The organism is Mesorhizobium sp. M0909, assembly GCF_040319515.1.
GTDB lineage: Bacteria > Pseudomonadota > Alphaproteobacteria > Rhizobiales > Rhizobiaceae > Mesorhizobium.
Genome location: NZ_JAMYOA010000021.1, coordinates 40,212 through 61,661, shown reverse-complemented (window position 1 = coordinate 61,661; position 21,450 = coordinate 40,212). Strand labels below are relative to the sequence as shown.

General features: G+C 63.0%; 21 protein-coding genes. 12 read left to right on the top strand and 9 right to left on the bottom strand.

Going from position 1 to position 21,450, the window contains the following annotated elements; translation table 11 throughout:
- Positions 1-59: 59 nt before the first annotated feature.
- Positions 60-3,026, top strand: coding sequence for an Rne/Rng family ribonuclease (locus NKH83_RS25885; protein ID WP_352808061.1), 2,967 nt, complete (start codon positions 60-62; stop codon positions 3,024-3,026).
- Positions 3,027-3,122: 96 nt separating this feature from the next.
- Here the strand turns inward: NKH83_RS25885 and NKH83_RS25880 are convergent, their stop codons facing one another.
- Both NKH83_RS25880 and NKH83_RS25875 read right to left on the bottom strand, forming a co-directional pair.
- Positions 3,123-4,088: a glutaminase gene (locus tag NKH83_RS25880; RefSeq protein WP_254817099.1), complete on the bottom strand. Its 966-nt coding sequence runs from the start codon at positions 4,086-4,088 to the stop codon at positions 3,123-3,125.
- A gap of 11 nt (positions 4,089-4,099) precedes the next feature.
- Positions 4,100-5,248: a pyridoxal phosphate-dependent aminotransferase gene (locus NKH83_RS25875; protein ID WP_352808060.1), complete on the bottom strand. Its 1,149-nt coding sequence runs from the start codon at positions 5,246-5,248 to the stop codon at positions 4,100-4,102.
- 145 nt (positions 5,249-5,393) lie between these two features.
- On the opposite strand from NKH83_RS25875, the gene NKH83_RS25870 reads away from it, so the two are divergent.
- The 6 genes from NKH83_RS25870 to aat all read left to right on the top strand — a co-directional run bounded on the left by NKH83_RS25870 (position 5,394) and on the right by aat (position 10,742).
- Positions 5,394-6,788 carry a M48 family metalloprotease gene (locus NKH83_RS25870; RefSeq protein WP_352508566.1) on the top strand — a complete coding sequence of 465 codons (1,395 nt, stop codon included), beginning with the start codon at positions 5,394-5,396 and terminating at the stop codon, positions 6,786-6,788.
- A 70-nt stretch (positions 6,789-6,858) separates the two neighbouring features.
- Positions 6,859-7,662, top strand: coding sequence for a DsbA family protein (locus NKH83_RS25865; protein ID WP_352477450.1), 804 nt, complete (start codon positions 6,859-6,861; stop codon positions 7,660-7,662).
- Positions 7,663-7,826: 164 nt separating this feature from the next.
- On the top strand, positions 7,827-8,261 hold the full coding sequence (gene aroQ / locus NKH83_RS25860) for a type II 3-dehydroquinate dehydratase (protein WP_031211260.1): 435 nt from the start codon (positions 7,827-7,829) through the stop codon (positions 8,259-8,261).
- 26 nt (positions 8,262-8,287) lie between these two features.
- The gene (accB, locus tag NKH83_RS25855; RefSeq protein WP_352477448.1) at positions 8,288-8,746 is read left to right on the top strand and encodes an acetyl-CoA carboxylase biotin carboxyl carrier protein; all 459 of its coding nucleotides are present in this window, start codon (positions 8,288-8,290) and stop codon (positions 8,744-8,746) included.
- Between the two features lie 19 nt (positions 8,747-8,765).
- Positions 8,766-10,109, top strand: a complete 1,344-nt coding sequence (accC, locus tag NKH83_RS25850; protein WP_352808059.1) for an acetyl-CoA carboxylase biotin carboxylase subunit — start codon at positions 8,766-8,768, stop codon at positions 10,107-10,109.
- Positions 10,110-10,124: 15 nt separating this feature from the next.
- Positions 10,125-10,742, top strand: coding sequence for a leucyl/phenylalanyl-tRNA--protein transferase (aat, locus tag NKH83_RS25845; RefSeq protein WP_352808058.1), 618 nt, complete (start codon positions 10,125-10,127; stop codon positions 10,740-10,742).
- Between the two features lie 86 nt (positions 10,743-10,828).
- Here the strand turns inward: aat and NKH83_RS25840 are convergent, their stop codons facing one another.
- From NKH83_RS25840 to NKH83_RS25830, 3 genes are all read right to left on the bottom strand, one after another.
- Positions 10,829-11,197: a hypothetical protein gene (locus NKH83_RS25840; RefSeq protein ID WP_352808078.1), complete on the bottom strand. Its 369-nt coding sequence runs from the start codon at positions 11,195-11,197 to the stop codon at positions 10,829-10,831.
- Positions 11,198-11,275: 78 nt separating this feature from the next.
- The gene (locus NKH83_RS25835) at positions 11,276-11,758 is read right to left on the bottom strand and encodes a DUF2155 domain-containing protein (protein WP_352508568.1); all 483 of its coding nucleotides are present in this window, start codon (positions 11,756-11,758) and stop codon (positions 11,276-11,278) included.
- A gap of 156 nt (positions 11,759-11,914) precedes the next feature.
- Positions 11,915-12,313, bottom strand: a complete 399-nt coding sequence (locus tag NKH83_RS25830; RefSeq protein WP_254817092.1) for an NADH:ubiquinone oxidoreductase subunit NDUFA12 — start codon at positions 12,311-12,313, stop codon at positions 11,915-11,917.
- 253 nt (positions 12,314-12,566) lie between these two features.
- On the opposite strand from NKH83_RS25830, the gene NKH83_RS25825 reads away from it, so the two are divergent.
- From NKH83_RS25825 to NKH83_RS25805, 5 genes are all read left to right on the top strand, one after another.
- Positions 12,567-13,727 carry a helix-turn-helix transcriptional regulator gene (locus NKH83_RS25825; protein WP_352808057.1) on the top strand — a complete coding sequence of 387 codons (1,161 nt, stop codon included), beginning with the start codon at positions 12,567-12,569 and terminating at the stop codon, positions 13,725-13,727.
- A gap of 205 nt (positions 13,728-13,932) precedes the next feature.
- Positions 13,933-15,333, top strand: coding sequence for an ArnT family glycosyltransferase (locus tag NKH83_RS25820; RefSeq protein ID WP_352808056.1), 1,401 nt, complete (start codon positions 13,933-13,935; stop codon positions 15,331-15,333).
- Between the two features lie 94 nt (positions 15,334-15,427).
- Complete coding sequence (locus NKH83_RS25815; protein WP_352808055.1) at positions 15,428-15,727, top strand: hypothetical protein; 300 nt, start codon at positions 15,428-15,430, stop codon at positions 15,725-15,727.
- Between the two features lie 146 nt (positions 15,728-15,873).
- On the top strand, positions 15,874-17,085 hold the full coding sequence (locus tag NKH83_RS25810) for a hypothetical protein (RefSeq protein ID WP_352808054.1): 1,212 nt from the start codon (positions 15,874-15,876) through the stop codon (positions 17,083-17,085).
- 151 nt (positions 17,086-17,236) lie between these two features.
- Positions 17,237-17,578, top strand: coding sequence for a hypothetical protein (locus NKH83_RS25805; RefSeq protein WP_254817087.1), 342 nt, complete (start codon positions 17,237-17,239; stop codon positions 17,576-17,578).
- Positions 17,579-17,594: 16 nt separating this feature from the next.
- Here the strand turns inward: NKH83_RS25805 and NKH83_RS25800 are convergent, their stop codons facing one another.
- The 4 genes from NKH83_RS25800 to NKH83_RS25785 all read right to left on the bottom strand — a co-directional run bounded on the left by NKH83_RS25800 (position 17,595) and on the right by NKH83_RS25785 (position 21,077).
- A complete protein-coding gene (locus NKH83_RS25800; protein WP_352477435.1) occupies positions 17,595-18,083 on the bottom strand; it encodes a GNAT family N-acetyltransferase in 489 nt (162 codons plus the stop codon).
- A gap of 1 nt (position 18,084) precedes the next feature.
- On the bottom strand, positions 18,085-19,584 hold the full coding sequence (gene gatB / locus NKH83_RS25795) for an Asp-tRNA(Asn)/Glu-tRNA(Gln) amidotransferase subunit GatB (protein ID WP_352808053.1): 1,500 nt from the start codon (positions 19,582-19,584) through the stop codon (positions 18,085-18,087).
- Positions 19,585-19,774: 190 nt separating this feature from the next.
- Positions 19,775-20,206 carry a CBS domain-containing protein gene (locus tag NKH83_RS25790; protein WP_023717464.1) on the bottom strand — a complete coding sequence of 144 codons (432 nt, stop codon included), beginning with the start codon at positions 20,204-20,206 and terminating at the stop codon, positions 19,775-19,777.
- Between the two features lie 100 nt (positions 20,207-20,306).
- Positions 20,307-21,077 carry a rhomboid family intramembrane serine protease gene (locus NKH83_RS25785; RefSeq protein ID WP_352808052.1) on the bottom strand — a complete coding sequence of 257 codons (771 nt, stop codon included), beginning with the start codon at positions 21,075-21,077 and terminating at the stop codon, positions 20,307-20,309.
- Between the last annotated feature and the right edge of the window lie 373 nt (positions 21,078-21,450).

Genomic DNA, 21,450 nt, shown 5'->3' with positions numbered 1-21,450 from the left:
ACGGCAGCGGGCATTGCCCCGCAAGCTGCGGCCGACGGCTGCCGGGAGGAAACGAAATAATGCCCAACAAAATGCTGATAGACGCCTCCCACCCGGAGGAAACACGCGTTGTCGTCGTTCGCGGTAACCGAATTGAAGAATTCGACTTTGAATCCCAGGACAAGAAGCAGCTCAAAGGAAATATCTATCTCGCCCGCGTAACGCGCGTCGAACCTTCCCTCCAGGCAGCCTTTGTCGAATATGGCGGCAACCGTCACGGTTTCCTCGCCTTCAGTGAAATACATCCCGACTACTACCAGATTCCGGTCGCCGACCGTCAGGCGCTGCTGCGTGCGGAAGCACAGGAAGCCCAGGACGAAGAGGACGAGGAAGCCGCCGAAGGCGAGGACCGCCAGAGCCGCGACCGTGGCAAGCGCGGACGCCGGCGCGGCGGCAAGAGCCGTGACCGCGGCGAGCACAGGCACGAGGCAGGCGCGTCCGACGGCGAGAACGGCGAAGGTGCCGTCGCAGAAAAGCTGGATGCCGCTACCGACAATGACGAAACCATGTCCGACGTTGCTGGACAGAGCGAGGGTGCCGCCGGACAGAGCGATGAAGTCGCCGATCGCGGCGAGACCGAGCCGTCCGAAGGCGGTTCCAGTTCCATCGCTGCCAGCGTCGATGCCGACCTAATCTCGGAAGCCGTCCCGCAAGTCGAGCTAAGCGGGGCCGAGACAAGCGGCGAGGCAACCTCCGAAGACAATGATCGCGGCATGCTGGAAGAGGTGCAATCCTCGCATTCGGACGATCACGAGGTCGAATCGGTCGGCGCCGAAGACGCGCTGGAAGAAGTGCGCAACCGCCGCAAGCCGGTGCGCCGCCAGTACAAGATCCAGGAAGTGATCAAGCGCCGGCAGATCCTGCTGGTGCAGGTCGTCAAGGAAGAGCGCGGCAACAAGGGCGCGGCGCTGACCACCTATCTGTCGCTGGCCGGCCGCTATTCGGTGCTGATGCCGAACACGGCGCGCGGCGGCGGCATTTCGCGCAAGATCACCAATGCGCAGGACCGCAAGCGGCTGAAGGAAGTGGTCGCCGATCTCGAAGTGCCGCAGGGCATGGGTGTCATCCTGCGTACGGCCGGCGAAAGCCGCACCAAGGCAGAGATCAAGCGCGACTACGAATATTTGATGCGGCTTTGGGAAAACGTCCGCAATCTGACGCTGCAATCCACGGCCCCTGCCCTGGTTTACGAGGAAGGCAGCCTGATCAAGCGCTCGGTGCGCGACCTTTACAACAAGGATATCGACGAGATCCTGGTTTCCGGCGAAGAAGGCTACCGCGAGGCCAAGGACTTCATGCGCATGCTGATGCCGAGCCACGCCAAGGTGGTTCAGCCGTTCCGCGACACGACGCCGATCTTTGTGCGCAACGGCATCGAAGCGCAGCTCGACCGCATGCTGCAGCCGCAGGTGACGCTGAAGAGCGGCGGCTACATCATCATCAACCAGACGGAAGCGCTGGTCGCCATCGACGTCAATTCGGGCCGTTCCACCAAGGAGCACTCGATCGAGGACACCGCACTTCACACCAATCTGGAAGCTGCCGAGGAAGTCGCCCGGCAGTTGAGGCTGCGCGATCTCGCCGGCCTCATCGTCATCGACTTCATCGACATGGAGGAGAACCGCAACAACCGCTCCGTCGAGAAGCGGCTGAAGGATCACCTCAAGAACGATCGTGCCCGCATCCAGGTCGGCCGCATCTCGCATTTCGGCCTGATGGAGATGTCGCGCCAGCGCATCCGTGCCAGCGTGCTGGAATCGACGATGAAGCCTTGCCCGCATTGCGGCGGCACCGGCCATGTGCGCTCCGATTCGTCGGTCGCGCTGATGGTGGTGCGGGCAATCGAGGAATTCCTGCTCAAGGATTCGCGCAGCCACATCACGGTGCGGACGCCGGCAGCGACCGCACTCTATGTGCTCAATCACAAGCGCGGCACGCTGGTGGAATTCGAGCACCGCTTCGGTGTCACCATCACCATCGAAGCCGATGATACGGTCGGTGCACAACACTATGCCATCTTCCGCGGTGCGCTGGCCGAAAAGCCGGAAGGCTTCGTCGAGGCGCGCACCTTCCCGGCCTATGTCGAGCCGGAAGAACCCGAGGACGAGATCGTCATCGAGGAGGAAGACGAGGCACCGGTGCAGGCCCAGCAGCCACGCCTTGCGCAGCAGCCGCAGCAGCCAAGGTCCGGCGAGGACGGCGAAGGCCGCGATCGCAAGCGCCGCAAGCGCCGCAGACGGCGGGGCGGCAAGGATCGTGAACACGGGGATCGTGAACACGGGGATCGTGACCACCGGGACCGCGAACATGGCGCTGCTGTGGAAGGTGCTTCCGTTTCGGCGCCGACAGACGATGCGTTGGTAGCCGCCGGCGACCAAGGCGCCGAAGCGGGCCGTGAAGCGCCGGCCGGTGTTGCCGAAACGGCGGAAGCGGCGGACGACGGTCACGGCAAGAAGCGCCGGCGCGGCAAGCGCGGCGGCAAGCGCAATCGCCGTGAAGACGGCGAGGACAGCGTCGAAGCCAGCGCCGGCGAGCCAGCCGCCATGACGGAAGGTGCCGTGTCGGAAGCAGAGCCCGTGACCGGCGAACCGGAAGGTGCCCCGCCGGCCGAAGAGCTTGCGGTGCTTGCTCCGGCGAACGACGACATGCCGAGCGCCGAAAAGCCGAAGAAGCCGCGCCGCGCCGCCAAGCCGAAGAAGGTTGCGGCGGAAGCAGTTGCCGAGATTGCGGGCGCCGAGACATCGGCTGCCGAGGCCGCCTCAGTGGCTTCCGGCGAGACCCCCGCGCCGGTGTCGCCGGAGACCGAAGTGGCGGCTGCCGAGGAAACGCCGAAGGTCCGGCCGTCGCGGCGCAAGCCCGTACCGGTGGATGCTCCGGTCGTCCCGGTCGTCTCCTCGATCGTTCCCGACGAGGCAAAGACCGAGGAAGCAAAGGCCGAAGACAAGCCAAAGCGTGCCGGCTGGTGGCAGCGGAAGGGTTTTTTCTAAGCCTTTCCGTGCATTAGCCAGACTTTCTGATTAGAAAAGTCCCGCGTCGCCGATCGGCTGCGCGGGATTTTTTTGCCCCAATTGCAGGCGACGACACTATGGTGCGAAGATCGACCAGTTCATTATCTTCGCCAGTTTTTCCAGCGCGATCGAGCCCAGCCTGGAATTGCCGTTGGCATTGAGGCCAGGCGACCAGACGGCAAGCGAGGCGACGCCCGGCACGATTCCCAATATACCGCCGCCAACGCCGCTCTTGCCGGGAATGCCGACGCGGAAAGCGAAGTCGCCGGAGCCGTCATAGTGGCCGCAGGTCAGCATCATCGCGCCGATGCGGCGCGCGCGCTCTGCCGAGACGACGGAATGCCCGGTCGCCGGGTTCTTGCCGCCATTGGCGAGGAAGCGGCCGGCCAGGGCCAGTTGCCGGCAGCTCATGGCGATAGCGCAATGGTGAAAGTAAACGCCCAGCGCCAGTTCCGGCGCATGGTGGAGATTGCCGAACGATTTCATGTAATTGGCAAGCGCGAAATTGCGAAAGCCAGTGGCGCGTTCGGACGCCGCGACCTCACGGTCGACGATGATCGTGTCGTCATCGGCCAGGAACTGGATAAAGCGCAGGATCTCGCCGATCGCCTCGCGCGGCTGATGGCCGGCAAGCAGGATGTCTGAGACCACGATGGCGCCGGCATTGATGAATGGATTGCGCGGAATGCCGTTCTCGTGCTCGAGCTGGACGATCGAGTTGAACGGATTGCCCGAAGGTTCGCGCCCAACCCGCTGCCACAGCGCGTCGCCGACATTGCCGAGCGCCAGCGTCAGCGTGAACACCTTTGAGATGCTCTGGATTGAAAACGCCTCGTCGGCGTCACCCGCGGTCAGCACGCGGCCGTCATTGGTCACCGCGGCGATGCCGAATTTTTTCGGATCGATCTTGCCGAGCTGGGGAATATAGCTGGCGACGTCGCCGCGATCGGTACGCTCCGCCATTTCGGTGGCGACCTCGCGCAAGGCCTGTTCAAGCTGGGGCGCCTGTTCAAGTTGAGACGCCTGTTCAAGCTCCGGCATCGTCGCCCCCGCTACTTCAGCCAGCGTTCGATGCGCGCCATCGCCTCGACCATGTCGTCGTGGCTACCGGCGTAGGAAAAGCGCATCGTGCGATGGCCCTGCAGCGGATCGAAATCGCGGCCGGGCGTCGCTGCCACATGCGCCTCGGCCAGCATCCGGCGCGCAAACGCCATGCTGTCATTGGTGTGCCTGGTGACGTCGCAGAAGGCGTAGAACGCGCCGTCCATGGGCGCGGCCAAAGCAAAGCCGAGCTCCGGCAGGCGTTGCATCAGGAGCTCGCGGTTCCAGGCATAGCGCGCCTTCACCGCTTCCAGCTCTGGCGTCGCCTTGAACGCCTCGATCGCGGCAATCTGGGACAGCTCGGGCGGCGAGATATAGAGGCTCTGGGCGATGCGCTCGACCGGCCGCACCAGTTCCTGCGGCAGCACCATCCAGCCGATGCGCCAGCCGGTCATGCAATAATATTTCGAGAAGGAATTGATCACCGTCACATCCGCGCCGAAAGAAAGCGCGGTCGTGTCGGGCGCCGCATAGGCCAGCCGGTGATAGATTTCGTCCGAGATTACGGCGATGCCGAGCTCTTGCGCCGTCTTGACCAGCGCCTCGATATCGCCGGTGGGAATGACCGCGCCGGTCGGGTTGGCCGGGCTGGCGAACAGCACGCCCTTCAGAGGTTTTTCGCGATGCGCGGCTTGCAGGTGCTCGGCATGGAGATAGGCGGCGCCGTCCAACTCGATCTCGGCGATGTCGATGCCGAGCACGGCCATGATGTTGCGATAGGCCGGATAGCCGGGGGCGGCGATGGCGACGCGATCGCCTGGATCGAACATCGCCAGAAAAGCAAGGTTGAAGGCAGCCGACGATCCGGTGGTGACGGCTATCCGCTCGGGCGAAACGTCAAGCCCGTAATGCTCGCCATAATGCGCCGCGATCGCCTTGCGCAGACCGGCGACGCCCAGCGCGTCGGTATAGCCGATGCGGCCTGCCTTCAAGGCATTGGCCGCCGCTTCGCGAACCCCGGCCGGCGCCGGATCGGAAGGCTGGCCGACGGCCATGGATACGACCGGCAGGCCCTTGGCTTTCAGCCGATTCGCCTCGGCCAGGATGTCCATGGCGTGGAACGGTTCGACCGCGCTGCGGCGCGAAAGCGAAACAATCATTTTTCAATCCACCACACTTGTCCGCGCGTGCCGGCCATGGTGGCCGCGCCGCACAAATGCCCGATTGGTGTGGGGATCACAAGTTCGGTAAGTTTAGGCTGCCGACTTTTCATCCTTCGCCCACTCGTCTACCAGTGGACCTGCCATGTTGAGCCGACCCAAATCGACGATCGCCAGGACAGCGCGCGCCTTCGCGACGCTTGCGCTTGCGGCGGTGGTCGCCATGGCCGGCTCGGTCGATGCATTTGCGCAGAATGTGCCGGTGGTGCGCGATGCCGAGATCGAGGCGCTGGTACGCGACTACGCGCGGCCGATCTTCAAGGCGGCCGGCTTGTCGGGCGACGCCATCAACATCGTGCTGGTCAACGATCAGAGCTTCAACGCCTTTGTTGCCGGGCGCCGCATGTTCATCAACACCGGCGCGCTGATGACGGCCGAAACGCCCAACGAGATCATCGGCGTCATCGCCCACGAGGCCGGCCATATCGCCGGCGGGCATCAGCAGAAACTGCGCGAGCAGCTCGAGCGTGCCAAGACGATGGCGATCCTGGCGACGCTGCTTGGCGCCGGCGCCATGGTTGCCGGCGCCACCAGCAACAGCCGCGGGCTCGCTGGGGCCGGCATGGGCGTGATGGCCGGCGGCGGCGAGATGGCGCAACGCAGTATCCTAGCCTATCAGCGCACCGAAGAGATGACCGCCGACCGTTCGGCAATCGCTTATCTGAATGCAACCGGCCAGTCCGGCATGGGCATGCTGAAGACGTTCGGCCGTTTCCAGAACGCATTGTCGCTCTCGGGCGCGCAAGTCGATCCCTATCGCATCAGCCATCCGATGCCGCAGGAGCGTATCGCCAATCTCGAAGTGCTGGTGAAGCAGAGCCCTTACGTCGACAAGGTCGACCCGCCGGCACTGCAGCAGCGCCACGATATGATGCGCATCAAGATCGCCGCCTACATGCAAGGCCAGGCGGCGGCGTCACGATTGATGCGCAAGAACCCCGGCAGCCTCGCCTCGCGCTATGGCGACGCGCAGATGACCTATCTTTTCGGCAATCTGGCTTCGGCGCTCACCAAGACCAACGCCTTGATCAAGGAACAGCCGAAAAACCCGTATTTCCAGGAATTGCGCGGCGACATCCTGATGAAGGCGAACCGGCCGAAGGATGCTGCTGACGCCTATGCCAAGGCGGTCAGCCTCGATCCGGCGCGATCCGGGCTGCTGCCGGTGTCTTACGGCCAGGCGCTGATGGCCATCGGCACGGCGGATTCGCTGAAGAAGGCAGTGGCGCAGATCAACACCGGCCTCGGACGGGATCGCGAAAACGCCGACGGATACCGCTATCTGGCACAGGCTTACGGGGAACTCGGCAACATCCCGGCCGCCGAGCTTGCAACCGCCGAAGGGCATTTCTATTCCGGCGACTACAAGAATGCGAAGATCTTCGCCATGCGGGCGCAGCAGAGCATGAAGCGGGGCGAGCCGGGCTGGCTTCGCGCGCAGGACATTATAAACTACGCACCATCAGGTAAGAAGAAGTGAACCTTTCGGACGCAGGCTGCGACACAGCCAAAGCGAGCGGACCGGAACACGGGCAAGAGGATCGAGGATTATGACCAAGGCAATTCTGCTGGGCACTACCGGAGTGGCAGCGGCTCTCGCCATGCTGGCGTTCGGCTTCGTCGCCGGCAATCCGCAGACGGCGAAGGCCGGCACGGCGCAGCTTGCCCAGACGGCGTCCTCGGGTACCAAGCTCGACCGCACCGAAGTCGAAGGCATCGTCCGCGACTATCTCCTGAAGAACCCGGAAGTGCTTCTGGAGGCACAGCAGGCACTCGAGGCCAAGCAGAAGGAAGAACAGCGCGTCGCCAGTCTCGGCGTCATCAAAGACGCCAAGGACCAGATCTTCAATTCCTCCTTTGACGGTGTTGTCGGCAATCCCAACGGCAAGGTCACCATCGTCGAATTCTATGATTATAATTGCGGCTACTGCAAACGCGCCATCGAAGACATGCGCGCGCTGACCAAGGCCGATCCGGACCTGCGCTTCGTGCTCAAGGAATTCCCGATCCTCGGCCCGGATTCGCAGAAGGCGAGCGTCGTCTCGATGGCCTTCCACTTGCTGAAGCCCGAGAAATACGGCGAATTCCACAACGCGCTGCTCGGCGGCCAAGGACGCGCCACCGAGGCGGCGGCAATCAAGGTGGCGCTGTCGCTCGGCGCCGACGAGACGGCGCTGCGCGAAAAGATGAAGGACCCGAGCATCACCGAGGCCTTCTCCAAGACCTATGATCTCGCCACCAAGCTCGCCATCACCGGAACGCCGTCCTACGTGGTCGGCAACGAGGTTGTGTTCGGCGCGCTTGGCCAGGAAGTGCTGGCCGAAAAGATCGAGGCGGCGAAGGCGGCGCTCTGATTAGCGTTCGGGTTTCGATTGGGGCTGCGGGTTTCCGGCGCGGGCCGTTTTCCGGCTGTTGTGGACGGCGAAAGAACGCACTTGCGCTCTTTTCGCCAGCGTCTATGCCCATTATAGAGGGTCCGGCGCGCCGGCTTAGCCGCGCCGGGAAAGGTCGGCATTTTTTGAAAACGGTTTTCGTCCTGAACGGCCCCAATCTCAACGCGCTCGGCAAGCGCGAGCCGGGTATCTATGGCGGCAAGACGCTTGCTGCGATCGCCGACGACTGCAAGCAGGCAGGTGCCGCACTTGGGCTGGAGATCGATTTCCGCCAGTCAAACCATGAGGGCGACCTCGTCGACTGGATCCAGGAGGCCGCCGACAAGGCCGCCGCAATCGTCATCAATCCGGGCGCCTACGGCCATACCTCGATCGCCATTCACGATGCCATCCGCGCCGTCGCGCCGCTGCCGGTGGCTGAGGTGCATCTTTCCAACATCCACGCGCGGGAACCATTCCGCCACGTCTCCATGGTCGCGCCGGTCGCCGTCGGCATGATCTGCGGGTTCGGGCCGCTCGGCTACACGCTGGCGCTGCAGGCGCTGGCTGCACGCCTATGACCGGCCAACAAACAGAAGGCTCGAAAATGTCGATAAAGAAGAACGGTGTTGACCAGCAGCTGATCCGCGATCTGGCGGGCATACTGAACGACACCAACCTGACCGAGATCGAGGTCGAGCTGGGCGATCTGAAGGTGCGCGTCTCGCGGCAGGCGCCGGCCGTCCATGCCGTCGCCGCAGCGCAGCCGGCCCACGCGCCCGCAGCCGCGCAGCCCGCGGCAGCCGCCGTGCCGGCGGCGCCCGACGTGTCGAAGAACGCCGTCGCCTCGCCGATGGTCGGCACAGCCTATCTGGCGCCGTCGCCCGACGCCAAGGCATTCATCGAGGTCGGACAGAAGGTCAAGGAAGGCCAGACGCTGCTGATCATCGAGGCGATGAAGACGATGAACCAGATCCCCTCGCCGCGCGCCGGCACGGTGACGGCGATCCTGTTCGAAGACGCGCAGCCGGTCGAATATGGCATGCCGCTTGTCGTGATCGAGTAGAGCCGGGAACAGGCGAAAGATGTTCCAGAAAATCCTCATCGCCAATCGCGGCGAAATCGCCCTCAGGGTGCTGCGCGCCTGCAAGGAGCTCGGCATCCAGACGGTGGTGGTGCATTCGACCGCCGACGCCGACGCCATGCATGTGCGTCTCGCCGACGAGAGCGTCTGCATCGGCCCGCCGCCGTCGCGCGACAGCTATCTCAACATCCACCAGATCGTCGCCGCCTGCGAGATCACCGGCGCCGACGCAGTGCATCCCGGCTACGGTTTTCTGTCGGAGAACGCCAAGTTCGCCGACATCCTCGCCGCGCACAACATCACCTTCATCGGCCCGACCGGCGACCATATCCGCATTATGGGTGACAAGATCGAGGCCAAGCGCACGGCAAAGCGCCTCGGCATCCCCGTGGTGCCCGGCTCCGACGGCGCGGTCACCGAGGACAAGGAAGCCAAGCGCATTGCCGCCGCGATCGGCTACCCCGTGATCATCAAGGCGTCGGCTGGCGGTGGCGGGCGCGGCATGAAAGTGGCGCATAGCGAGGCCGACCTCGAGGTGGCGCTGCAGACGGCACGCTCGGAGGCGGATGCGGCCTTCGGCGACGACGCCGTCTACATCGAGAAATATCTGCAGAAGCCGCGCCATATCGAAGTGCAGGTGTTCGGCGATGGCGCCGGGCGCGGCGTGCATTTCGGCGAGCGCGACTGCTCGCTGCAGCGCCGCCACCAGAAGGTCTGGGAAGAAGCGCCCTCGCCGGCGCTCAATGCCGAGGAGCGCTCGCATATTGGCGGCGTCTGCGCCAGGGCGATCGCCGATCTCGGCTATTCCGGCGCCGGCACCATCGAATTCCTCTATGAGGACGGCGAGTTCTATTTCATCGAGATGAACACGCGCCTGCAGGTCGAACATCCGGTGACCGAGGCGATCACCGGCATCGATCTCGTGCACGAGCAGATCCGCGTCGCGTCGGGCGGCGGGCTTTCGGTGCGCCAGGAGGATATCCGCTTCCACGGCCATGCCATCGAATGCCGCATCAACGCCGAGGATCCGCGCACCTTCACCCCCTCGCCGGGCACCATCACCCACTTTCACACGCCGGGCGGCCTCGGTATCCGCGTCGATTCCGGCGTCTATTCGGGCTACAAGATCCCGCCCTACTACGACAGCCTGATCGGCAAGCTGATCGTGCACGGCCGCAACCGCGTCGAGTGCATGATGCGGCTGCGGCGCGCGCTCGACGAATTCGTCGTCGACGGCATCAGAACGACGCTGCCGCTGTTTCGCGACCTCGTTGGCAACGCCGACATCGCCAATGGCGACTACGACATCCACTGGCTGGAAAAATACCTGGCCGAAGGCGAGTGATACAGGGGCGAAGCGATGACCCGTCCCTACGCACCCGGTTATCGCATCCCGACCGACCTTTTGCTCAAAGCCTATGCCTCCGGCGTCTTCCCGATGGCCGAAAGCGCCAATGACCCCGAAGTATTCTGGGTGCGGCCGGAGACGCGCGGCATTATTCCGCTCGACGGGTTCCACATACCGAAAAGCCTGAGAAAGACTATCCGCAAGAACCTGTTCGAGTTCCGCATCGATTTCGACTTCGAGGCGACGATCGAGGCCTGCGCCGAAAGGCGCGAGGAACGTCGGTCGACCTGGATCAACGCGCCGATCCGCGAAGCCTATATCGCGCTGCATCGGATGGGCCATTGCCATTCGGTCGAGGCCTGGCACAACGACCGGTTGGTCGGCGGGCTCTACGGCGTATCGCTCGGCCGCGTGTTTTTCGGCGAGAGCATGTTCGCCAGGGAGACCGACGCGTCAAAGGCCTGCCTGGTTCACCTCGTCGAACGCCTGAAGGCGCGCGGCTTTGCACTGCTCGATACGCAGTTCACCACCGAGCATCTCAAACGCTTCGGCGCAATCGACGTGCCGCGCGGCAAGTACGAGAAGATGCTGGCCGAGGCGCTGAAGGGCGAGGCGGTGTTTTTTCCATAACCTGGAGAATGGTTCATCATTTCAAAGAAACGCAATTCCGGACGGAAAGCCGTTCACACTCTTCCTGGAATTGCTCTATCGGCCGCTCAGCCTTTTGCTGGCGTCGGCAGCGGCGTCTGTGCGTGGAACATCATTTTCCAGCCATTGACGCGGTGGACATAGCCAGTACTGACCAGCGCCGCATAGGCTTCGCCATTTTGCCGGGTTGCACGCGCCTCGTAGGTCAGCATGACGATGTCGCTGCCCGGCTCGATGATGCCCTTGAGGTCGATATCGAGATCGCGCCAGCGGTTCGGGTCCGTGGCAGTTGCGGCCAGATCGGTGTTGCTCATCACCCGCGCCATCTGCGGGAAGGCCACCAGGCATTCGGTATCGGCATTGGCCTTGAAGTAGTCGGCGTCGCCGCTCCAGAATCCCCTTTCGATGTCGAGAAGTTCGTTCTTGTTGGCCATCATCATGGCAACCTCCTCCGTAGAGAGGCACCAACGCTCGGGCAACGCGGCGGTTCCGCAGGGCGCGCCCGCTGACAGATTCTAGTTGGTTTTGGGGGCGGCGGGGGCCGGCACGTCGGACTTTTGCTTGCAGCCCTTCAGCCAGATATCATAGACGGCATGCTCGACGGCGTTGATCCCGGGGCTTTCGGCAAACATCCAGCCGGTGAAGATACGGCGTATCTTCCGGTCGAGCGTGATCTCGTCGACCTCGACGAACGAATCCGTCTTCGGCTCTTCGTTTTCGGGCCGCGAATAGCAGATGCGCGGCGTCACCTGCAAAGCGCCGAACTGCACCGTCTCGTCGATATAGACATCGAAGGTGATGATACGGCCGGTGATCTTGTCGATCCCGGCGAATTCAGCGACGGGATTGGTGAGGCGTTCGGATACTGCCGGTGCTGCAGGCGCCACCGACGCGTCAGGCGCAGGCGGCGCCAATTCCTGCGCAGCAGCAAGCGCCGCCATGGAAGCGAGAACGACCGCGGTTAATCCGCCCGTCAAAATTCGGCTGAACATGCTCATGCAAGGTCCGGTGATTTGCGCCCGGGTGATTCTCTTAACGCCAAGGCTAGTTGCTGCTGTCGGATCAGCAAACAGCTAAACAGTAATTGTGGCGACAAAGGACCGCCCGCGTGGGGACCGCCTCCGTGGGGGACCGCGGCCTGTCGCGGCGATCGATCACGAACCGGGCGTCCAGGCGTCGTAGTCGCCCGTCACCTGCGGACGATGCCGGTTGGTCAGCACCGACCCCTTCGGCCGATAGGCTGCGGGGCTGCCGGTGAGGTTCGGCACATGCGGCTTTTGCCAGTCGCGTGGCTTGTAGTCTTCGCTTGGCGGCGGAACGTCTACACGGTGATGGATCCAGCCATGCCAGCCGGGCGGAATCGCCGAGGCTTCCGAATAGTCGCGGTAGATGACCCAGCGGCGGGTGCGGCCTTCCGAATCGACGCCGCCCTCATAGTAGACGTTGCCGACCTCGTCCTGCCCGACCTTCTTGCCATGCCGCCAGGTGTGAAAGCGTGTTCCCAATGTCTGGCTGTTCCACCAGGTGAAAAACTGCAGAAGGAAAGTCTTCATCCAAATCCTCGTGGCAAGTCCTTGTGGCAAGTCCTCGCGGCGGCTGCGGCGCCTGTTCCTGCTTATGGCGTCACGGCATTGCGAAGGCAAGGGTCTTGCCGCAAGCGGCGAGCAAATGGCTGACGGAAAAGCGATTCGTTCATGCTATTTTCGCGGCCGTCCGAAGCAGATGAAATAAGTTGTTGGCAACCTTACGCAGCGTTATTCTAGCAGTTGATGCTTCGTTGCCTAGGACGGCAAATGAGAGGGGTTCATGTCACCGCTGGCGCGCACGGCCGGTCGCGCATTGCCGCAGGTCGTTGAGGCGATCTACGATTCGATTGCCGACGTCGACCGCTGGCAGGCGACACTCGAGGCCATCTGCAATCTGGCGGAAGGCCGGCTTGCCATGCTCGCCGTCATCGACACCATCAGCAGCTCTGCGCGGTTTTCAGTGTCCTGCGGCGATCCCGCAGTTCTTGAGCCGTTGAAGCATAACTACGGCTCGCAAGTACCTTTCTATGCGGCGGTTCCCAAGATGGAGATCGACGTGCCCTTCACCGTCGATTCGATCTACGCCTTGCAAGGCCCGGATACGCGACAGAGATGGCTCGAAAGCCGCATCGTGCGCGAATGGGTACAACCCAACCGGCTGGACGATTTCTTCTGGGTGGCGTTGATGAAGCGGCCGACCCGGATCGGCACGCTGATGGTGGTGACCGACAAGGACAGGCGCCAGATTTCCCGCGAGGATCTCGAGCTTGTCTGCCTGCTGGCGCCGCATGTGCGGCGCGCAGTGACCATCGGCGACCTGTTCGAGGCCGAGCGGCGAAAGGCCGAAATCTTCCGCTCCATCATCGAAAGCCTCGACCATCCGGTGCTGATCGTTGCCGAAGACATGACCATCATCTTCGCCAACCCGTCAGCCGAAGCGCTGCTCGCCGAAAACATTTCGGTCGCTTGCGTGCGCGGACAGCTGTCCTTCACCTATGCCAACGCCAACGCCGCGATCGGCCGTGCCGTCCAGCTCGGCACGCGCGACGAATTCGCACTCGGACCTTGCGGCATCAACATTCCCCTGGCCAAGACGGCCGTTCCGGCGGTGGCCCATGTTATGCCGCTGGCGCGGCGTGAAATCTCGGCGCGCATCTCGCAGCGGGCCGCCGCAGCGATCTTCATCGCCGCGGCCGGTTCGACACCGACCCCGGCGCTGGACGCCATTGCGGCGCTGTTCGGACTGACCGCGGCAGAAAGGCGAGTCGCCGGTCACGTTGCCGCCGGCCTGACGCGAAAGGAAATCGCCGCGGCCGGCGGCGTCTCGGACGGCACCGTCAAGTCGCAGCTGGCGACGATCTTCGACAAGACCGGCACCGGCGATCAGCGCGAGCTCGAACTCTTGATGCGCGAATTGTCACCGCCGTTGCGCTCCAGTTGATTTGCGCAGATTCTCGAACCGGCGGTGGTCCAAATGACTCGGCCGGTAAGTTTTTCAACCTTTGCCACCATCGTCCGCAAAATCTGGGAAACGAAACCGGCATCGTTGCAATTCGGCCAAAATCGTGGTGCGGTCGTTCGCGGTCCAGAAACGCGGCACTCTGCCCGGCTGGAAAGAAAATGGTTTCTGGCGCGGATCTCAATCTTTGACACCGACATCTACCGAGCGGCTGCTCCCCTACCTCTTTTTGCTTGGGCTGATCGTAATCGCAGTCGCTTTCCGGCCTCTGCTGCCCGTCGACGAAACGCGATATCTCAGCGTCACCTGGGAAATGTATCTGAGCGGACAGATCTTCGTCCCGACGATGAATTTCGCGCCCTATCTGCAGAAACCGCCGCTGCTGTTTTGGCTTATCGACCTTGTCTGGAAGATTTTCGGCGCCAGCCGGCCGGCCGCGATGCTGGTCATCTTCGCCGCCTCCTCGCTCGTCATCTGGCTGACGACGGCTTTGGCAAAGACCCTGTTTCCGGGCCGCGACGACATCGCACGGCGCATCCCCTGGCTGGTTGCCGGAAGCTGCGTGTTCGTCATCTATTCGACGCTGATCCTATTCGACCTGTTGCTGACGGTGTTTGTGCTCGCCGCGCTGTTGTCGTTGATTGCCTTTGCACGGAGCGGCAATCGCTGGCAGGCCGTTCTGGCCGGGCTGTTTATCGGCATGGGCGTGCTGACGAAAGGCCCGGTGGTGCTGATCCATATCGGCGCGCCCATCCTGTTCTACCCGTTCTGGCGCGACCGACGGGCGGGACTGACGACACCGAACTTCCTCGCTGGAGTGGGCTTGGCAGTGCTCGCCGCGCTGATTCCGGTGGCGATCTGGCTGGTGCCGGCGACGATCCTGACAAAGGGCAGTTTCGTCTATGATCTGGTCTGGAACCAATCGGCGGGGCGCGTCACCGGCAATTTGCGCAATTCGCACGGCCGGCCGTTCTATTTCTATCTGCTGCTGCTGCCGGTCATGTTCATACCGTGGATCTTCATACCCGAGGTCTGGCGGTTGAAGCTGCGCACGCGGATACGCAGCCTGATCGAGACGAAGTCGCCGGATCTGCGCGCCTTGCGCCTGCTGTCGTTCTCGTTCGTTGCCGTGTTGTTGGCGTTCAGCGCGATATCCGGCAAGCAGCCTCACTACGTCGTGCCGATGTTGCCGTTCGTGACCATCCTGTTCGGGTATTTCATGGCGGAGATCCCGCTCGCCAGGCTGAAAAGCTCGGCCGCCGTCATGCTTGTCATTTTCGGCATTGGCCACGCGGTGGCATCGGCAACCGCGTTCAAACGCTATGACCTGACGCCGCTCGCCAGCTTCATCGACGAGCGAAAGGATGCGGACTGGGCCGTGGCTTTCGACTATCAAGGCGAAGTCGGCTTCCTGGCCCGGTTGCAAAGGCCGTTCGAAAGCACCGACAAACCTGAAGAATGGCTTGGCTCGCATCCCAGCGGCTATGTCATCGACAAGGTTTCCAAGGATCCCGGCACTGCAGGGCAAATCGCGTTCCGGCTTCGCGTCGAACGCGGCTATCTCGTCGTGCTGAAGGGACAGCATTGACGATCGTCACCGGTATGCGAGTTCGTCCCCCGCGCGGGAGATGAAGGCGTTGCTGCTTCGTGGTTCCATCGCTCGATAGAACCGGGAGGTATTCATGCGCAAACTCATCTCGACGACGCTTTTTGCCTTATCACTCGCTGTGGCCGGCCTTGCCGCCGATCCGGCATGGAGCTTCAAATGTCAGTCCGGAACGATCGGGCAAGGCAGTTGCTCCTGCTCCGGGACCGCCGACTGCACCGATATGCGGCACTCCAAAATGTGCAAGGGCGACCTGAACTGCGGTTCGGGCAAGTGCTCCTGCACGGCTGCATTGGTAGTCGACCCCGGCCCGAAAACCCCCAAGCCCAAGGTCGTCGCGCCGAAGGCGACAATCAAAGGCGTCGTGAAGCAGTAGACGTCCGATCCGAAAGGACGGCGGCTCGACGTCGCTGGGCCGGCCCGATGTTTCGCGGTTCATCCCCCGTGCGGGCGATGAACCGCCATCGAAGAAGTGCTGCTGTCTAGCCGGAGGGTGGTTTCCAACGACAGAGCGAGGATACCATGTTGAAAACCTGCATGATGCTGTTCTTCTGCCTGATGGCGGCCACCGCGGCCGCCCAGCCGCCGCCTTCGGGGCCGCCGGTTCCCAGTGCGGCACTTGCCCCATGCAACGCCACACAATCGAACAGGCCGTGCAAAGCCGAACTCGGCGTGTTCCTGATCACCAACACCGTCCGCAACCTGGCGCAAGCCAAGGTCGACGCCACCAACGCACAGCTGGCCGCCCAAGGACGATCGTCACGCGCATCGATCGAATCGCTGAAGCAATGGCGGCCGTCGCGCTTTGCGACGCAGATGCTGAACCAGCCGAACAGCTGGTTTGTCAAAGTTCCTTACATCCTGACCATCAAAGTCTCGATCCCTGTGACCTCCGACCGCCACATTGGCATTCCCATAGACGTCAACGTCTTCTGCAGCGGCTGGCAGACCGATTCCAGCCAGGTCATCATCCGCTCGCAACCCGGCCCGGCGAGCTTCGAGGGCGGCAACATCCTCGAGGACGTTTTCAACGTCGGCAATTACATCGACGCGCAGGTACGCAACTCGTTTTCGGCACCCCTGCCGGTGACGACGCCGGTTCCAAATTCGAAATGCTCGGCAATAGACGGCTCCGATGCCGGCACGCAGGCTACCGGCGATGATCTCATCTTCTGGACGGTGCCGCGGCGCAACCTGGTGGTGACGGACGCCATAGCCAAGCCGACGGTTGAAGTGACCTTCGACAGCCTCACACGCCTGTCAGCCCGCGACTTCCACAACAATGTCGTCTATGCGGAATCCGAGGCTATAAACCTCAACGTCTACGCCAATGAGGACGGCCTTCAGAAGGCGCTGACGATGCGCGAAGGCGACGCGGCTGCGCTGAACCTTCCCGCGGTACGGCTCGACGCGCGAAAATACGATTCGCTGGTCGTCATCGGCAATGTCGACCAGCCGCCGAACGATCCCAGAGACAGCGCCTTCGCAGTAGCGGCCAAGACTGCGGGATTCGGTGCCGGCTCCAAGATCATGCAGATCCCGAAGTGGTATTCGAGGCCTCCGGACCAGTTCAATCCCAAGCCTACATGGATCAGAGTTCCCGCCTATGAGCTGCACTATACGGTGCGCTATCTCAACAGCGGCGAGCTGGCCGTCGATGGTGGAACCAGTACGGTCCGGCCCCCAAAGGTCGCCGTCCCGATAAAGACGCTCATCAAGCCGAAAACGCCGTGACGCGGCCGCTCGTGGATGACGGCGGCGGTTCAGACCGCTGCCGCCATCCCCCGCGCGGCAGATGCGGCAGCGCCGGCTTCATGGCCTGATCTTGCGGGAACAAACGCGCCGCTGCGCCGCGAGCGAGCCGCGCCATCGATGGAGACGCACGATGCTGCACTTTCCCCACACCATGCCCGCCGTCCGGATCATTGCGGCAATCTCGCTGCTTGCCTTCCCGAACTTCCTGCCGCCGGTCACGATCCCGGCGAACGCGCTGCCGGTCAGCCAATCCTGCCGGATCACCACCTATTACAAGACGGCGGCAAAGGCGACGGAGGTTGGCGTGCGCTCGACGTGTCAGGGCGTTAAAAAATGGGGCGTCACCTCGAAATATTACGAGGTCGAAAAGATCGAAGCCGCTACGCCCCCGCACACGTCGGGCGGCGGCGGCAGCCTGCCGTGCGAGTTTCTCGCCGCCGGCTGCTCCAACCTGCCCGTGAAACGCAACTGAGCGCCAGGCGAACGAGCTAGCCGATCGCCTTCTCCAAAACCAGCGCCGGCAATCCTGAGGCGCCGCCGCAATCGGCCGTGTTGCCGGCGGGCGTGAACCCTCTCGAGCGGTAAAAGGCAACGGCCGGAGCATTTGCTTCCTCGACCTCGACGCGCAGCGTTCGGGCCTCCGGAAAGCTGGCCTCGATCTCGTCCAGCAGGGCCTTGCCGATGCCTTGCCTCTGCCAGGCCGGATGCACGTAAAGCTGGTTCAGCATGACGACCCCGGCATCCGTCGTGGCGGCCGCGAAAGCCATGCCACCAATGCTTTTGCCGTCGTCGGCGACCAGGAATTCCGAGTTCGGTCGTGTCAACCGCGCTTTGAGCGCGGCGATCGAATGCCATTCGTCGGTGATTTCGGTGACCCGCGCCGCGCCGTAGATGGCGTCATAGGTGGCGTGCCATGTCTCGACCAGCAATGCGCGCACCGCCGCAAGATCGCGCTCGCCGGCGGTGCGGACGAACATCCTATTCGATCCCGAGCTTGGCCTTGACCAGCTCGTTGACCACCTGCGGGTTGGCCTTGCCGCCGGTCGCCTTCATCACCTGGCCGACGAACCAGCCGGCCATGGTCGGCTTGGCGCGCGCCTGTTCGACCTTGTCCGGGTTGGCTGCGATCACCTCGTCCACCGCCGTTTCGATAGCCCCGGTATCGGTGACCTGCTTCATGCCGCGGCTTTCGACCAGCTGACGCGGATCACCGCCCTCGTTCCAGACGATCTCGAACAGATCCTTGGCGATCTTGCCGGAGATGGTGCCTTCCTTGATCAGGTCGATGACCGCGCCAAGCTGGTCGGGCGAAACAGGAGCATTTTCAATATCCTTGCCGGCCTTGTTCAAGGCTCCCAGAAGGTCGTTGATGACCCAGTTGGCGGCAAGCTTGCCATCGCGCCCGGCCGCCACCTTCTCGAAATAATCGGCAATCGCCTTTTCCGAAACCAGGATCGAGGCATCGTAGGTCGACAGGCCGAGCGAGGAGATCAGCCGTGCCTTCTTGGCGTCCGGAAGTTCAGGCAGGTCCTTTGCCAGCGCATCGACATAGGCCTGGTCGAATTCCAGCGGCAGAAGGTCGGGATCCGGGAAATAGCGATAGTCGTGCGCTTCTTCCTTGGAACGCATCGAGCGCGTTTCGCCCTTATTGGGATCGAACAGCCGCGTTTCCTGGTCGATCTTGCCGCCGTCCTCGAGGATGGCGATCTGGCGGCGCGCCTCGGAGTCGATGGCCTGGCCGATGAAGCGGATCGAGTTGACATTCTTGATCTCGCAGCGCGTGCCGAATTCACCGCCGGGCCGGCGTACCGAGACGTTGACGTCGGCGCGCAGCGAGCCTTCGTCCATATTGCCGTCGCACGTGCCGAGGTAGCGCACGATGGTGCGCAGCTTGGTGACATAGGCCTTGGCTTCATCGGCGGAGCGCATATCCGGCTTCGAAACGATCTCCATCAGCGCCACGCCGGAACGGTTGAGATCGACATAGGACATCGTCGCATGCTGGTCGTGCATCGACTTGCCGGCATCCTGCTCCAGATGCAGGCGCTCGATGCCGACCTCGATATCCTCGAACTCGCCATGCCGGTCGGGGCCGACGGAGACGATCACCTTGCCCTCGCCGACGATCGGTTGCTTGAACTGCGAGATCTGGTAGCCCTGCGGCAGGTCGGGATAGAAATAGTTTTTCCTGTCGAAGACCGATCTGTGGTTGATCTCGGCCTTCAGGCCCAGACCGGTACGGATCGCCTGCTTGACGCATTCCTCGTTGATCACCGGCAGCATGCCAGGCATCGCCGCATCGACCAGGCTGACATTGGCGTTGGGCGCGGCGCCGAAAGTGGTCGAGGCGCCGGAAAACAGCTTTGCCTGCGAGGTCACCTGCGCGTGGACCTCGAGGCCGATGATGATCTCCCAGTCGCCGGTGGCGCCGGGAACCAGGCGCTTGGCGTCGGGTGTGCGGGTATCGATGATGCTCATAAGGGCCTGCATATTGGAATTGCGGATATGCGGAACGCATATTTTGGTGTGCAACTTCGCTAGTGCAAACCGCTTCGCGAGACAAGCGCCAAGCCGCAGGTGCCGACGCGGCACAGGCCCGCAGCTGCCGCGATGGACTGCTATAGCAGCTTGAAAAATTCAAATGGCCGGCAACCCGGCCGCCGCCGCCTCATGCCGTGGCGATATAGGCCCTGATCTCCTCGGCCTCGCGCTCGACATCCTCGATGCGCCGCTTGACCACATCGCCGATCGACACGATGCCGTCGAGCAGCCCGTTCTTTTCCACCGGCAGATGGCGGAAGCGGCCCTTGGTCATGATCTCCATCACCTCGTTGACGGTGTGGTTCTCATTGCAGATCTTCACCTTGGGCGTCATCGCCGAGCGGATGGCAAGGTCGAGCGCCGCGGCTCCCTCCTTGGCGAGAACCCGCACCACATCGCGCTCGGAAAGAATGCCGACGATCTTGTGATCGCCGTTGGTGATGACCAGCGCGCCGATCCTGTGTTCGGAAAGCATGCGGATGGCTTCGCTGAGCTTTTCGTTCGGCCCGAGCGTCACCACGTCGTGGCCTTTCGCCTCGAGAATTGCCTTAACAGTCATGGCGTCCTCCTCTGCATTTCCTGCCGGCTCCTGCCCTGGCCGGCTTTCCCTGGGATGAACATGGTGCGCCGCGATCGGTTGCTTTTCAAGTGCGGAGGCCTCAGCTCTCCGGCTCCTCCGTCTGCCGGGGCACCTGCTCTCGCCGATCAAAAGACCGCAGGCCGAAGAAGCCGGCAACAAAGCCGCCAATATGGGCTTCCCAAGCGATCTGGCCGTCAATGCCGGGCGCCAGGCCGAAGAGGCCGGTCGCCAGGTTGATCACCATCCACATGGCGAGAAAGGTGACGACGCCGCGCGAGCGCAGGACCGCCGCCATCGGTAAGGGCCGGCCAGCGAAGGCGGCCCTGCCCGACGAGCGGTCGATGCGGAAGCCGTAGCGCGCCGCCGCGCCCATCATGCCGGAAATCGCGCCGGAGGCGCCGACCAGCGGTGCCTCGCCAAGCGGGTGCATGGCCCAGAACAGCGCCACCGCCGCCAGGCCGGTCGCGGCGAAAAACAGGCTGAAGCGCAGCGCGCCGAAGCGGTTGGCCAACGGTGAGCCGAAAGCCGCGAGCCACACCATGTTGATGGCAAGATGGGCAAAGCCGCCATGCAGGAAGGCATAGGTAAAAGGGCTTGAAAAGGCGAAGAAATCCAGGTCGAAGCGGCCGGAATAGCGGATCGGCACAAAGGCAGCCCGGACAAGCAGTTCGAAGTCCTGGTCGTCGGTCAGCCAATAGACCCGGATCAGATGGACCGCGACGCAGATGCCGATCACCGCCAGCACCACGGGCGGCAGGTTGAACACCGGCTCGCGGCGCTGCTCCGGTTCGCGGGCGACACGCCCACCCTGGCCCTGCTCGATCTCCGGTGGGCTTTCTGGGTCACTCATATGGCTTGCACTCAGTCGCTGGATTGGACTTCGCGAGCATGTAGATCACGGCCAACCGAATCACAAACGGCGAATCAGCAGGCCCGAATCAAAAAAGAAGCCGTCCAAGGTTTCCCTTGAACGGCTGGTCGAGCCCCCTTGCTCCCCCTGAACTCTTGACTGAAGTGCTGCCGATCGTCGCAAAACGACCGCTTCTGGAGTGATTTCGGTGTGCCACAGGGCTGGCAGGCGCGCAACGTAAACCAGTTGTTAACCTTAACCGCCCCGACCCGTGAACAAGTATTAACGATGCTGGCACGCATCCTGCTCCGCAACGCATGTAGGTCTTCGGAGGGCGCCCTTCTGTTCACCGATGGGACATCAGAAGACAGAA